Annotated in this window: 10 protein-coding genes; 2 read left to right on the plus strand and 8 right to left on the minus strand. The window is 70.3% G+C overall.

The annotated features are described in order from the left end of the window. Positions 1–18: 18 nt before the first annotated feature. Both ACIQPR_RS07190 and ACIQPR_RS07195 read left to right on the plus strand, forming a co-directional pair. The gene (locus tag ACIQPR_RS07190; RefSeq protein ID WP_403643266.1) at positions 19–1587 is read left to right on the plus strand and encodes a long-chain fatty acid--CoA ligase; all 1569 of its coding nucleotides are present in this window, start codon (positions 19–21) and stop codon (positions 1585–1587) included. 33 nt (positions 1588–1620) lie between these two features. Continuing rightward, positions 1621–2076, plus strand: a complete 456-nt coding sequence (locus tag ACIQPR_RS07195; protein WP_403643269.1) for a MaoC family dehydratase — start codon at positions 1621–1623, stop codon at positions 2074–2076. Between the two features lie 22 nt (positions 2077–2098). Here the strand turns inward: ACIQPR_RS07195 and ACIQPR_RS07200 are convergent, their stop codons facing one another. The 8 genes from ACIQPR_RS07200 to ACIQPR_RS07235 all read right to left on the minus strand — a co-directional run bounded on the left by ACIQPR_RS07200 (position 2099) and on the right by ACIQPR_RS07235 (position 13765). Beyond that, a complete protein-coding gene (locus ACIQPR_RS07200) occupies positions 2099–2941 on the minus strand; it encodes a hypothetical protein (protein ID WP_403643272.1) in 843 nt (280 codons plus the stop codon). Beyond that, positions 2941–4614 (minus strand): histidinol-phosphatase, encoded by a 1674-nt coding sequence (locus tag ACIQPR_RS07205; RefSeq protein ID WP_403643274.1) that lies wholly within the window; start codon positions 4612–4614, stop codon positions 2941–2943. Before ACIQPR_RS07205 ends, ACIQPR_RS07200 begins: the two co-directional genes overlap by 1 nt. 27 nt (positions 4615–4641) lie before the next feature. After that, positions 4642–6489 carry a LamG-like jellyroll fold domain-containing protein gene (locus tag ACIQPR_RS07210; RefSeq protein WP_403643277.1) on the minus strand — a complete coding sequence of 616 codons (1848 nt, stop codon included), beginning with the start codon at positions 6487–6489 and terminating at the stop codon, positions 4642–4644. 52 nt (positions 6490–6541) lie between these two features. Beyond that, positions 6542–9499 (minus strand): glycoside hydrolase family 2 TIM barrel-domain containing protein, encoded by a 2958-nt coding sequence (locus ACIQPR_RS07215; protein WP_403643279.1) that lies wholly within the window; start codon positions 9497–9499, stop codon positions 6542–6544. Then, the gene (locus ACIQPR_RS07220) at positions 9496–10479 is read right to left on the minus strand and encodes an alkaline phosphatase family protein (RefSeq protein WP_403643282.1); all 984 of its coding nucleotides are present in this window, start codon (positions 10477–10479) and stop codon (positions 9496–9498) included. Before ACIQPR_RS07220 ends, ACIQPR_RS07215 begins: the two co-directional genes overlap by 4 nt. A gap of 106 nt (positions 10480–10585) precedes the next feature. Beyond that, on the minus strand, positions 10586–11371 hold the full coding sequence (locus ACIQPR_RS07225; protein WP_403644738.1) for a carbohydrate ABC transporter permease: 786 nt from the start codon (positions 11369–11371) through the stop codon (positions 10586–10588). Between the two features lie 104 nt (positions 11372–11475). After that, positions 11476–12450, minus strand: coding sequence for a carbohydrate ABC transporter permease (locus ACIQPR_RS07230; RefSeq protein WP_403644740.1), 975 nt, complete (start codon positions 12448–12450; stop codon positions 11476–11478). 34 nt (positions 12451–12484) lie between these two features. Continuing rightward, entirely contained in the window at positions 12485–13765 is a 1281-nt protein-coding gene (locus tag ACIQPR_RS07235; protein WP_403643284.1) for an ABC transporter substrate-binding protein, read from the minus strand. Positions 13766–13870: the final 105 nt, after the last annotated feature.

The raw sequence follows: 13870 nt of genomic DNA on the forward strand, positions 1-13870 counted from the left end.
TCTACGGTCGCCAATGGGTTGTCCACGGTCGACGGTGGACCGTCGGTGGTCGGCAATGGGCCGTCGACAGTCGACGGTGGGTCGTCCGCGGTCGTCGGCGGGGCGTCCACGGTCGGCGGTGGATCGTCGACAGTCGACAGCGGATCGTCGACGAGCGGCACCAGCGCGTCGATGGACTACAGCACACTGCATACACGAACCACCCGCCTCGCCCACGCCCTGCGCACCCGGGGTGTCCGCCGCGGTGACCGCATCGCCTATCTCGGCCCCAACCACGCCTCCTACCTGGAGACGCTGTTCGCCGCAGGCGTTCTCGGCGCGGTCTTCGTCCCGCTCAACACCCGCCTCACCACTCCCGAGATCGCCTACCAACTCGCCGACTCCGGCGCCAAGATCCTCGTCTACGGCCCGACGCACACCGCCCTCGTCGCCGGCCTGCCCGGCAGCACCGACGTACGCGTCTACATCGAAGTCGGCCCGGAATACGAGGAGTTGCTCGAAGCCGCGTCCGCCGAGCCGATCGACGAGCCCGTCACCGCAGACGACACCTGCATCATCATGTACACCTCGGGCACGACCGGCCGCCCCAAGGGCGCCATGCTCACGCACGGCAACCTGACCTGGAACGCGCTCAACGTCCTCGTCGACACCGACCTGATCGCCGACGAACGCGCCCTGGTCTCCGCCCCGTTGTTCCACACGGCCGGCCTCAACATGCTCACCCTGCCGGTGCTGCTCAAGGGCGGCACCTGCGTGCTGGTCGAGTCCTTCGACCCGGACGCCACCTTCGATCTGGTCGAACGGCACCGGATCACCTTCATGTTCGGGGTGCCGACGATGTTCGACCAGATCGCCCGCCACCCCCGCTGGGCCGACGCAGATCTGTCCTCGCTGCGCATCCTCACCTGCGGCGGCTCCCCGGTGCCGTCCCCGCTGATCGCCGCCTACCAGGAGCGGGGTCTGACCTTCCTCCAGGGCTACGGCATGACGGAGGCCGCGCCCGGCACGCTGTTCCTGGACGCCGAACACGCCGTGAGCAAGGCGGGTTCGGCCGGTGTGCCGCACTTCTTCAGCGACGTACGGGTCCTGCGGCCGGACCTCACCCCGACCGACGTCGGCGAGACCGGCGAGGTCGTGGTGCGCGGGCCGCATGTCATGCCCGGCTACTGGGGGCTGCCCGAGGAGACGGCCGCGGTCTTCGCCGACGGCTGGTTCCGCAGCGGGGACGCGGCCCGGACCGACGACGACGGCTACGTGTACATCGTCGACCGGATCAAGGACATGATCATCTCCGGTGGGGAGAACATCTACCCCGCCGAGATCGAGGACCTGCTGCTGGCCCACCCCGACATCGTGGAGTGCGCGGTCATCGGTGTCGCGGACGACAAGTGGGGCGAGGTGCCGCGCGCGGTCGTCGTCCCGCGCGAGGGTGCCTCGCTGGACCCCGACGAGGTACTGGCCTCACTGGCCGGCCGGCTGGCCAAGTACAAGATCCCCAAGTCGGTGGTGGTCGCGGACGAACTCCCGCGCACCGCCTCGGGGAAGCTCCTCAAGTCCCGGGTGCGCCAGCGCTTCGGCGACCGATAGCGACCCGCAACTCCCTCAAGGAACAGGCTACTCATGACCATCACCGTCAACGGTCTCGACGAACTCAAGAAGCTCGCGGGCAGCGACCTCGGCTCCAGCGAGTGGATCGAGGTCACCCAGGAACGCGTCGACACCTTCGCCGACGCGACCGGCGACCACCAGTGGATCCACGTCGACCCGGAGAGGGCGGCGGCGGGCCCCTTCGGCGCGCCCATCGCGCACGGCTATCTGACCCTGTCCCTCTTCATCCCGCTCTTCACCGAGCTGCTGGACGTCGAGGGCGTGTCCACGAAGGTCAACTACGGCCTGAACAAGGTGCGTTTCCCCGCACCGGTCAAGGTCGGCTCGCGGATCCGGCTGGTCGCGAGGCTCGCCTCCGTGGAGGAGGTGCCGGGCGGGGTGCAGATCGCCGTCGACGGCACGATCGAGATCGACGGCGGGCCGAAGCCCGCCGCCGTCCTCCAGAGCCTCTCGCGGTTCTACGCCTGAGCGGCCCTCAACTCCACACCCGCTACTGCTGCTTGTACGAGTAGACGCTGGTCGACACCGCGCACACGCCCGGCTGGACCACCTCGGCGCGCAAGGTCTGGCTGTTCACGTCGTAGTCGACGCCCTCGGCCTCGAACGTGCCCGTGCAGATGCTGCGTTGGGGCAGCGCGAACAGGCTCGTGACCGTACCGGTGATCGGCTGCCCGTCCAGCTTGTGCGGCAGGTCGACCTGGAGCAGCGGGCGGATCTCGGGGAACTTGGTCCCCGACGCGTCGTCCGAGACGCACACCAGCCGGGTGTCCGTCACGAAGTCGCAGCCCTGGATGTCGTTCACCGTCCTGTCCAGGGTGATCTGCCCGGCCTGCGGCAGCGTGCCACCCGTCGCCGGAGTGGACGGATTGAGCAGGGGAGTGGGGAAGACCTGGAGTCTGGACTGGTCGCCCCACTCGCCCGACACCATCCACTGGGTGTCCGGCGAGATCGCGTCGAAGGAGTTGTTGATCTTCTCGCCCGAGTCCAGCGGGTGGACGTACGTGTAGCGCGTCCCGGACGGTGTGGTGACCGCGAACATCTTGGACGTGGCCGTGTCGGCGCCCTGGTAGGCGTCGAAGACATAGCCGTTCGCGATGTCCGGGTCGCCGATGTGGTTCCAGCCCTGGACGCGCAGATCCAGCGGGATGGACGCGAGCCCGCGGTACAGCAGCGAGCCGTCTGCGCGGGACGCGACGCCCTCGCCGCCGCCGAGGCTGTCGGTGTAGGCCGTGCCGGTCTCCACCCAGGTGGTCGCGGCGGCGGCCGAGGAGGTGCTCACGCCGAGCGTGAAGGCACCCAATAAGGCAGCGAGGGCGGTGAGTTGACGCTTCATCAGTTACCTGCCAGATCGACGAAGATGGGGTTGGAATAGAACCACGTGTCGGCCCACGGGTCACCGTTTCCGGGCTCGTGGGGGATCGGGCCGTGCGGATCGACCGAGGCACCCAGGTAGCCGGCGCCGTGCCGCCGGCCGTCGCTGCCGCGCAGCCGCAGATAGAACGGCTCGTCCCCGACGGTCACCGGGACGCGCAGGGTGTACGTCCCCTTGCGGCCGTCCACGTCGGCCGTGCGGACGACCTTCGTGTCGGGCGCCCGCCAGGCGTCCCGGTCGGTCACCGCGCCGCGCACCGCGCCCCGGATCACGTCCACGTGCGCCAACTCCGGCAGGATTCCCTGGGCGTTGGGCCGCGAGGCGGTCGTCACGGTGACGCTCAGCGTGAGCCGGTCGCCCCTGCGCGCCCGCAGCCGGCCGCCCAGTGTGACGCCCCGGCCGCCGTCGCAGTCCCGCTTGAGGCGGACGTCGAGCCCGTCCAGCAGATGCCCGTGGTCGACCCAGACCCGGCCCGCGCGCATCCCCTCCATCACCGCGCCGTAGCCGTAACGCGTCACGCCGACATGCGTGCGGCTGAACTCGCCGGGCCAGAAGTCGCTGCCGGGCTGCGGGGTGCCGGTCTGCACCGGGTCGGGCAGCTTGCCGGTGTTGTCGAAGTTCTGCCCCTCGGGCCAGGCGCCGTTGGCCCAGGTGTCGTAGACCGTACGGTGGTTGTCCGAGTTCGTGGTGATCGAGAACAGCCGGCCCTCGGCCAGCATCGAGTCCCACAGCCCGCCCACGGTCGCCGTCGCCCAGTCGAAGCCGCCGTAGGTCAGATACGCGTCCGTGGGATAGCCCGACCAGGACTGCGCCGAGGGCTTGTTCTCGTACTCGCCCCGGATCGACGTCGTACTGCGCAGACCGGGCAGGGCCGCGCCCTGGGCGCCCGGCGCGCCCTCCATGCCGATCATGATCTCGGGGGCCGCGTCCCGCCAGGCCCGCATCTCGTGCGGGGAGTCGATGCCCAGGCGCAGCGGGTGGTTGGCCAGGACCAGGACGTCGTCGACGTAGCCCGAACGGCGCTGCTCCGCCAGCCACTTGATGGCCTTGACGGCGTGCGCCTCGTTGCGCGCGGTGTCCGTGGCCCCGGCCGAGCCCTCGGTGTAGCCGAGCAGCTTCCCGTCGTAGGCCAGCTCGAACTGCGTGAGGAGATCCACTTCGTGGCGGCCGGGCGCGGCGAAGATCGTGCAGTGTTCGGCGGCCGGGATGTACCACTCCAGGCCCTGGAAGATCAGCTGGCGCGGGTTCTCGGCGCGGGCCTTGAGGATCTCCGCGTGCTCCAACTTCGCTCCGTAGGAGGCGTGTCCGAAGTTGGAGTGCTCGTTGAACACCATCCAGTCGAGGCCGTACGTCGCGGCGGCCTTCGCCTGCTGGGAGAACGTGTACTTGGCGTCGTGGCTGTACACCGAGTGCACGTGGTGGTCGCCCACGAGGTAGGCCAGGCGCGGGTCGTTGCCGCCGTAGCCCCGCCCGGCCGCCGCTGCCGGGGTGGCGAGCGGTCCCGCGCCGAGGGTGAAGGCGGCGCCGAACAGGCCCGCGCGGCGCAGGAGTTGGCGTCGGGAGACGCCCTGCGCGTCCAGGGCGGCGGGGGAGACGGACGGGTCGGCCCAGGTGGGCAGCTGCTGCTCGGTCATGATCTTTCGGAGTCCTCTGGAGGGCTGTCAGTGGGTCATGAAGGAGGTCACGGGCAGCGCCCGGGAGACGATCCGGACGTCGCCGAGGCGGCCGTGCAGGATCTGGTCGATCTTGTCCGCGTAGGTGTAGCCGCCGAGCAGCCACGGCAGGCCGACCGAGGCGAGGCCCACGGCGGCGGCCTTCGGGTTGCGTACGACCGGGCAGCCGTCGACGTACAGGGTGGTGTGCCTGCCGTCGTTCACGACGGCGAGGTGCGTCCAGGTCTCCAGCGGGGTCTCCTGGCCCCAATTGCTGGCGATGCCTTCCTGGTTGAGCGGACGTACCGCCCACTGCGGCTCGCGGTCGTTGGACAGGGAGAGCGTGGCGAGGGGCTCGTCCGGGTCGTCCGCGGTCTTGCCCGCGTCACCGCCGGTGCCGGTCCGGCTCACCAGCCCGGACCAGGCGTTGTGGTCCGGGTCCCAGTCGGCGGGCAGCCGGAAGAACGCCTCGATCGTGTAACCCCGCTCGAACGTCGCGGAGTTGAGCGGTGCACGGTCGACCGTGCGCAGGTAGGCGCCCTTGAGCGGGGACTTGTAGCCGGTGAACTCCAGGCTGCCGTGGCCGGGTTGGTCCGGGTGGTGGTCGGCGGTCCAGCCGAGCGTGCCGCCGTTGACCGCGACCACGGTGAGGTCGTTGCCGTGGCCGGACAGGTCACGGACGGTGCCGGAGGCCGGGGACTCGAAGCGCCAGTAGGCGGTCGTGCCCGGGATCACCATCTTCGACGCGGGACGCGCCGCGCGGGCAGGCACCGGGTCGAAGCCCGCGAAGCGCTCCGCGAAGTCGATGCCGACGGAGAACCGGTCGGCGTCGCCGCTGAGTTCGATCTCCTGCCGCTCCAGCTCGTTGAGGCCCCTCGCGGCCCGGCCCAGGATCCACGGCGACACCGTCTCCACGTCGATGACGTCGCGGTCCAGGTCGAAGTGGTAGAGGCGGATCATCGCCGCACCGCCGAAGTAGCGGTTCTGATAGTTCGTCAGGTGCAGGTGGACGTCGTTGCCCGCCGCGTTCTTGCGGGTCGCCCGGCCGGCGGGCCAGTAGTGGCCGTTCAGGGTGAGGAAGATCTGGTCGTGGTCGGCGATGAGCTGGTCCCACAGCTGCTGGCCGTAGTCCGACAAGGTGTCGTCGGACACGACGAGTTCGTGCGTGGTGAGGACGACCGGCGTCTTCGGGTGCTGCGCGATGACGTCCTTCGCCCACGCGTAGCCCTTCGCCGAGAGCCGCCAGTCCAGCGCCAGCACGAGCCACTCCCGCCCGGCCGCCTGGAACACGTGGTACGTGTTGTAGCCGTCCGAAGAGGCCCCGCCGAACGTGGACTTGTTCTTGAACCGCCGCGGACCGAACGTGTCCAGGTAGGCCGACGTCCCGCGCTGGTCGTCCGTCGACGACGAGATGTCGTGGTTGCCCGCCAGCACGCTGTAGCCGACGCCCCGCCGGTCCAGCAGCCCGAACGCCTCCCCGATGGCGGCGAATTCGGTCACGGCGCCGTTCTGCGTCAGGTCGCCGAGGTGGGACAGGAAGACGATGTTGTCGTCCTTGCCGTGCTCCAGCAGATAGCGCAGCGAGGCCTCGATCGGCGCCTTGTCGATGCTCGGCCCGTCGAAGAGGTACTGGGTGTCCGGCATCACGGCGAGCGTGAAGCGCCGGCTGTCGGTGTCGGGCCGCCAACCCGCCTTCGTGGACGCCGTGTCGGGGGCCGCCTCGGCGACGCCCGGCACGGTGACGGCGGCCGTGGCGGCGGCACCGAGCAGCGCGGTGGCCCGGAGGAAGTTGCGCCGCCCGGCGCCCGCCTGGGCCCGCTCGCACTGCTCTTGCTCGTGGTCATGCGAAGTACACACGGGTGCTCCGTACAGGGTGAGTGCTCGTGAAAGCTGCTGAGAACCGGGAGGTTCAGAGAACGCGCAGGGTCCAGCTCCAGCGATGGACACCCGGTGCGACGAGGTACTGCGGTGTGGTGTCGGGGCCGCACGATGCCGTGCCCAATCCCCGGTGCGCCGCGTCGAGTTGCACCACGCAGGCGGCGCGCGGCACCAGCTCGTCGTGATGCCGTACGGCGGTCAGGTCGTCGGCGCGGTAGCGGGTCACCGAGACCTGGCGGGGCTCGTCGAGTTCGACCGTGAGACCGGTGGCGTCCGGTGCCGACAGCGTGAACCGCCGCACCCCGTGCCGGCCGCCGCTCTCCTGCGGGCGCAGATACGGGGTGAACAACTCGTCGACGGGGACCGAGTGGTGGCCCACGGGCGCACCCGCGGCCCGGTCGGGGTACGACTCCCACGGACCCCGGCCGAACCACTCCAGCAGATCGAGCCCCGGCACCGTCTCGAACACGGTGCCCACCCGGGCCACGTCGTCGAACTCCTCGGGCAGTTCGGCCGATTCCTCGACCCGCACCCCGCCCTCCACCGGTGTGAACACCTGACAGTGCCGCACGACACCGACGGCCCCCGCGTACTCGGCGACCGCCGTCACCCGCTCGCCGTCCCGCCGTACGGACACCACCTTGCGGACCAGCGAGTCGAGCCCCCAGGTCCGCCAGCGCAGCGCCATCCCGCCCAACTCGTCGTTGTCGGTGGGCGCCCGCCACAGCGACAGGGTCGGCGCGACCGTCAGCAGCGGGTGGAGCAGCAGCCCCTCGCCGTCGACCTCGACCCGTCCGCCGCCGACCACCGGCGGTGTCACGACAGGCGCCGCCCGCAGCTGCACCTGGGGCGCGCACACCTCGGTGCCGCGCGGTGCCCACGTCTGGTCCTCGGCCGTGGTCACCCGCAGCGTCAGCCAGGCCTCGCCGCCGTCCTCCGGCAGCCCGAACGGCAGCGGCACGGCCGCCGTCTCACCCGGGCACAGCGCGGGCAGCTCGGCCGGGGCGGTCAGCGTACGGCCGTCCGCGAGCGCCAACTCCCAGGTCCCGGAGAGCCATTCGAGGCCCCGGAAGTGCTGGTGGTTGCCGAGGACGATGCCCTCGTGCCGGAAGCTCTCGATGCGCAGCGGCGCCGCGATCTCCCGGTGCTCGAACATGACCGGCTTGGGCGTGCGGTCGGGAAACACCACGCCGTCCGCGATGAACGCGCCGTCGTGGATCGTCTCGCCGAAGTCACCGCCGTACGCCCAGCGTTGACCGGGCGCGGCGACACCGTTGTCATACAGTCCGGCGCCCGCGCGGCCGGTGGGTCTTCCGTCGCTCACACGCTGGAGGATTCCGTGGTCCCAGAACTCCCAGATGAAGCCGCCCTGAAGACCCGGGGTTGACTCGATGGCGGCCCAGTGGTCCGCGAGCGTGCCGTTGCTGTTGCCCATCGCGTGCGAGTACTCGCACTGGATCAGCGGTTTCGTCTGCTCGCCGGACAGCGCGTGCGCGACGCAGTCCTCCAGCGAGGCGTACATCGGGCACGCGATGTCGGAGGCGAGGGACAGGTCCGCCCAGCCGCGCTTGGCGGCCCCCTCGTACTGGATCGGCCGGGTGGGGTCGTGCCGCCGCACCCAGCCGGCCGCCGCGTCGTGGTTGGCGCCGTAGTCGGACTCGTTGCCCAGCGACCAGACGATGATCGACGGGTGGTTCTTGTCGCGCAGCACCATCCGCGACACCCGGTCCACGAAGGCGTTCAGGTAGCGCGGGTCGTCGGCGATCTCGTGCGCGTGGTCGTGCGACTCGATGTCCGCCTCGTCGACGACATACAACCCCAGTTCGTCCGCGAGGTCGTAGAGCGCCGGGTCGTTCGGATAGTGCGAGGTGCGCACCGCGTTGAACCCGAACCGCTTCAGCAGCACGAGGTCCGCGCGCATGTCGTCGTACGACACCGTGCGGCCGGTCAGCGGGTGGAAGTCGTGCCGGTTGACGCCCCGGATGAACACCCGCTCCCCGTTGACGAGCAGGTCCCGCCCGACGATCTCCACGTCACGGAACCCGATGCGTGCGTGCGCCGTGTCGGCGACCGTGCCGTCGGCCCGGTGCAGCCGGACCGTGAGCCCGTACAGCTCGGGCGTCTCGGCGTTCCAGGTGCGTACCTCGGGGACGGTGTCCCGGATGCGGGCCTCTCCGAGGAAGTCGGAGACCCGGTCGTCCTCCGTGTTGAACCGGTCGAACTCGGTGTCCTGGGCGAGAGGCCGGCCGTCGAGGTCGCCGCTGATCCACCACCCGGCGGGCAGCGCGCCACCCGCGTCCCGCACCTGGCAGTCGACCTGCAACTGCCCGTCGTGGCACGCCCGGACGGTCACGTCCGCGAGATGCAGCGGGTCGGTCGCGTACAGCAGCACCGACCGGCTGACGCCGCCGTGCCACCACTGGTCCTGGTCCTCGATGTGCGTGGCGTCCGACCACTTGACCACGGTCAGCCGTACGGTGGCGCGCCCGCCGGGCCGTACGACGGCCGAGAGGTCGAAGTCGGCGGCGAGGTGGGAGTCCTTGGAGACACCGACGGGCCGCCCGTCCACCTGGACGAGCAGCACGCTCTCGGCGGCGCCCACCCGGAGCACGATCCGCCGGCCCGCCCACTCGGCGGGGACGTCGATCTCCCGCTCGTAGACACCCGTCGGATTGTCGGCGGGCGACAGTGGAGGGAATTCCGCATACGGCATACGGACGTTCGTGTACTGCGGAAGGTCGTCGGCGCCGGCGGACTGCATGGTCCATACACCCGGCACGTAGGCGGACGACCAGGCATCCGCGAGCGGGGCGTCCGGGGCCGGCAGCAGCTGGAAGCGCCAGTCGCCGTCCAGGGACAGCGCTCCGGTGTGCCGGTCGACGGCGTTCATGGGGAGCCGTGCCCAGGAGGTCAGTTCGGGTGCCTCCCAGGGGCGGAGGGCGATCAGGGGATCGGCGGGCCGGGGCCCGTGGATCGACGGATCGTTCATCGGCGGACGGCTCCCTCTGGGGTCTGCGCGAGTGGCGGGGACGGTGTGGTGGGGCCGGGCAGGACGCGTCCGGCCAGGCCCCAGGCCGGGTCGGCGGGGATGCCGAGCCGGTCCAGGACGGTGGGGGCGATGTCGACGAGCCGGGGCGCGTCGAGGCGGGTGCCGGCGGGTGTGCCGGGACCGGTGAGGACGACGAAGACCTCGCGTTCGGCGCGGGTGTCGCCGCCGTGGCCGCCGGTGTCGAGATGCCCGTGGTCGGTGGTGACCAGCACGGTCCACCGCTCCCCGGCCGGCCGGGCGTCGAGCGCCGCCAGCAGCCGCCCCAGGTGGGCGTCCTGGGCGAGGAGAGCGTGGTCGTAGGTGGCCGAGAGCGGGCCGGTGGCGTGGCCGGCCTCGTCGGTGGCGCCGAAGTACACGAACAGCAGGTCGGGATCGTCCTCGGCGAGCCAGCGCAGCGCGGTGCGGGCGACGAGCTCGTCCGCGGTCGCGTAGCCGTCGCTCTCGCCGTCGTACTGCACCCGCTGTCCGACGGCGGGGCCCAGGACCCCGCGGTGGACCAGTTCCGGCCAGGACACCGCCGCCGCGGTGCGCAGACCGGGGCGGGCGAGGGCCGCGCGGGTGAGGAAGTCGGGGTGGCGGGCGTAGTCGGCGCCCGCGAAGTCGTTGCCGGTGACCCCGTGGCGGTCGGGCCACACCCCGGTCAGCACGCTGGACCAGCCGGGCCCGGAGTCGGTGTAGGCCATGCTCGTCCGCGGCCCGCCCTCCGCCTGGCCGTCTGCCTCGCCGTAGGGCAGCAGGCTGGTGCCGTGGGCGCCTGCGGAGAGCAGGCCGTGCAGGACGGGGGCGTGGGCCGGGGAGCGCATGAGCCGGTCGTTGCGCAGCCCGTCCATGCCCACCACGAGCACCTTGTCGCGCGGCGGGGGCGCCGCGGGCGCCTCGCCCCGCGCCGCCCGTGTCCGCTCGGCGTCGGTGTCCGTCACCGGATCCTCCTCTGTGCTGCGCGTATCGCGCGAATGCGCGGTGCGTACCGCGCGGCTGTACCGCGCGGGCCGGGGCGGCCCGCGCGGGTCAGGTGCCCTGCGCGGGTCAGGTGCCCTGCACCGCGCCCTCGGTGGCGCCCGCGATGAAGCCGCGCGCGAAGATCGCGAAGACCAGCACCAGCGGGAGCGAGGCCATCAGCACCCCGGCCATGACCATGCTGTAGTCCGTGGTGTGGCCGACGTTCAGCTGGGCCAGCTCCACCTGGAGGGTCACGTGGTCCGGGTTGGTGAGCACGATGAGCGGCCACACGTAGTCGTTCCAGGCGCCGACGAAGGCGTAGATGGCGAGGAAGGACAGCGCGGGCCTGATCATCGGCAGGGCGATGTTCCAGTACTGGCGGAAGAACCCGGCGCCGTCGATGCGCGCGGCGTCGAGGAGTTCGTCGGGCACGCCGTTCTCGATGTACTGGCGCAGCCAGAAGATGCCGAAGGCGTTGGCCAGGGCCGGCGGGATCAGTGCCTTGAGCATGCCCACCCAGCCGATGTTCGACATGAGGATGAACTGCGGCAGGATCGCCAGTTGCAGCGGCAGCATCATGAACAGCAGCAGGGTGCCGAAGAGCACCTTGCGGCCGGGGAAGTCGAACTTCGCGAAGGTGAACGCCGCCAGCGAGTCGATGAACAGCACCAGGACGGTGGTGACGGTCGCGACGACGATCGTGTTGAGCATCGACCCGAAGAAGTCGATGGTGTTCAGCACGTGCCGGATGTTCTCCAGCAGGTGGGAGCCGAAGGTGAACTTCGGCGGGCTCTTGTAGATGTCCTGCGTGGTGTTGGTGGCCATGACGATCGTCCACACGAACGGGAAGACCGAGAGCAGGACGGCCGCCATGAGAATGATGTGCGCGGTCAGGCCCTTGGGGCGGCGCAGCCGTCGCGCGCGCGGGGCCGGCCCGGTCGGGTCGGCCGCTGCGGGGGCCGTGGTGTCGGCTGTGGTCACGGCTTCCTCCCTCGTTGGGTGATGCGCCAGTTGACGGCGACGAGGACGATGATCAGCAGGAAGAAGGCCCACACGATGGCGGCGCCGTAGCCGTAGTCGTTGTTGAGGAAGGCCGACTGGTAGAAGTACAGCAGCGTGGTCAGACCGGCCTGTCCCGGGCCGCCGAGATTCGCGTTCGCGGCGTTGCTGGCGAACAGCACCTGGGGTTCGCTGAAGCTCTGGAGGCCGTTGATCGTCGAGATGATGACGGTGAACAGGATGATCGGCCGCAGGATCGGGACGGTGATCTGGAAGAAGGTGCGGACCGGGCCGGCGCCGTCCATCTTCGCCGCCTCGTAGATCGAGGTCGGGATCGCCTGGAGACCGGCCAGGTAGATGATCATGTTGTAGCCGGTCCACATCCAGGTCATCAGCAGCGCGATGACCACCTTGATCAGCCACGGGTTGCTCAGCCACGGCACCGGTGAGATGCCGACCGTGCCGAGGATCGCGTTGACCAGGCCGAAGTTGTTGCTGAACACCGCGCCGAAGAAGATCGCCACGGCGACGATCGAGGTGACGTTCGGGACGTAGAGCGCGATCCGGTAGAAGCCCTTGAAGCGGCGCACCGAGTGCAGCAGCGTCGCCAGCACCAGGGCGCCCAGCAGGGTGGGCACCGTGGACAGCACCCAGATCACCAGGGTGTTGCGGATCGACAGCCAGAAGACCGGGTCCGACCAGAGGAACTTGAACTGCTGGAGGCCCACGAACTGCTTGTCCCCGAGCCCGTCCCAGCGCTGGAAGGCCAGGTACAGCGAGTAGAACACCGGGAAGAAGGAGAACGCGGCGAAGATCAGGTAGAACGGCGAGATCGCCAGGTACTGGCGCCAGTACGCGAGCGGGCCGCGCCGCTTCGGCCGGACGGTGCCGGCGGGCGTGGCGCGTCGTGGGCGGAAGCGGGCCGGGCCCGGCCCGCCGCGGTGTTCTGGCACCGCGGCGGTACCGGTGACCGGAGGGGATGTCACCTCAGTTCACCCCCTGGCGGCGGGCGATCTGCTTGGCCTGGCTGACCGCGTCGTTCCAGGCGGCGTCGGGCTTCTTGCCCTTGGCCTCGATGTTGGTCAGCTCCGTCATGTACGGGGCCATGACGGCCGCGTCGGCCGGCGCCTCGTAGCTGTCCGGGATGGCCTTGGCGGCCGGGCCGAACACCTCGATGATCTTCTGCCCGCCGAAGAACGCGTCCGGGCCCGTCATCGCGGGCATGGCGTACGCGGCCGGGGCGGCCGGGAAGATGGCGGCGTCGGTGAAGCCGCGGGCGTCGTTGGCGGGGCTGAGGATCCAGCTGATGATCTTGAAGGCTTCCTCGGGGTTGCGGCACTGCTTGGGCAGCGCCAGGTAGGAGCCGCCCTGGTTGGACGGTCCGACCGGGTTGGCGCAGACCCGCCACTTGCCCTTGGTCTGCGGGGCGGCCTGCTCGATGTCCAGCGCGTGCCAGGCGGCACCGAGCTCGGTGAGCAGGTTCTTGCCGATGGCCGCGTTCCAGCTGTTGTCGTTGATCTTGGCGTCGATGCCCAGGGTGTAGGGCCGCACCGCCGTGGTCCACGCGGCGCGGATGTGGTCCTGGTCGCCGATGAAGTGGTTGTTCTTGTCGATGAACCGCTGGGTGCCCTGGCCGACCACGACGGTGAAGACCGAGCCGATGTTGTTGACCAGGTAGCTGCCGGGGTTCTTCTTCTGCAACTCGGTGCCGAGCGCGAAGTAGTCGTCCCAGGTCTTGACCAGGGCGGCGACCTTGTCGGGGTCGGTGGCCACCCCGGCCTTGGCGAACAGGTCCTCGCGGTAGAAGAGCGCGGTGGGGCCGATGTCGATCGGGAAGCCGATCTGCTTGCCGTCGGAGGTCTGGGCGAGCTTCGTCTTCCAGCCCAGGTACTGCGAGGAGATCTTCTTGAAGCCCAGGTCGTTCAGGTCCAGGAAGCGGGAGGCGTTGGGCAGGAAGGACGCGATGTCCTCGCCCTTGATGCCGGTGATGTCGGGCACCGAGGAGCCGCCCGCGGCGAGCGTGGTGGTGAGCTTCTGCTTGAAGTCACCGCCGATGGAGGCGGCGGTCAGCTTGACCGTGCTGCTGAAGTGGGTCTTCGCCTCCGCCACCACCTTGTCGCTGAGCGCGCCGCCCCAGTACCACAGGGTGAGGTTCTTGCCGTTCTTGGTGCCGCCCGATCCGGAGCCGCCGCCGCATGCGACGGTCAGGCCGGACGCCGCCGCGGTGAGCGCGGCGGCCTGGAGGAAGCCTCTGCGTGAAAGGTCCACGGGTCACTCCTGTTGTTCCTGTGCGTGGTACTGAGGGGCGTGGTGGTGTGGGTGTGTCGGCGGTGGTGCTGTGGGGTTCTGGGGTGGGGCGGTGGATCGGGTGCG

The organism is Streptomyces sp. NPDC091280 (genome assembly GCF_044768565.1).
Classification (GTDB): domain Bacteria; phylum Actinomycetota; class Actinomycetes; order Streptomycetales; family Streptomycetaceae; genus Streptomyces.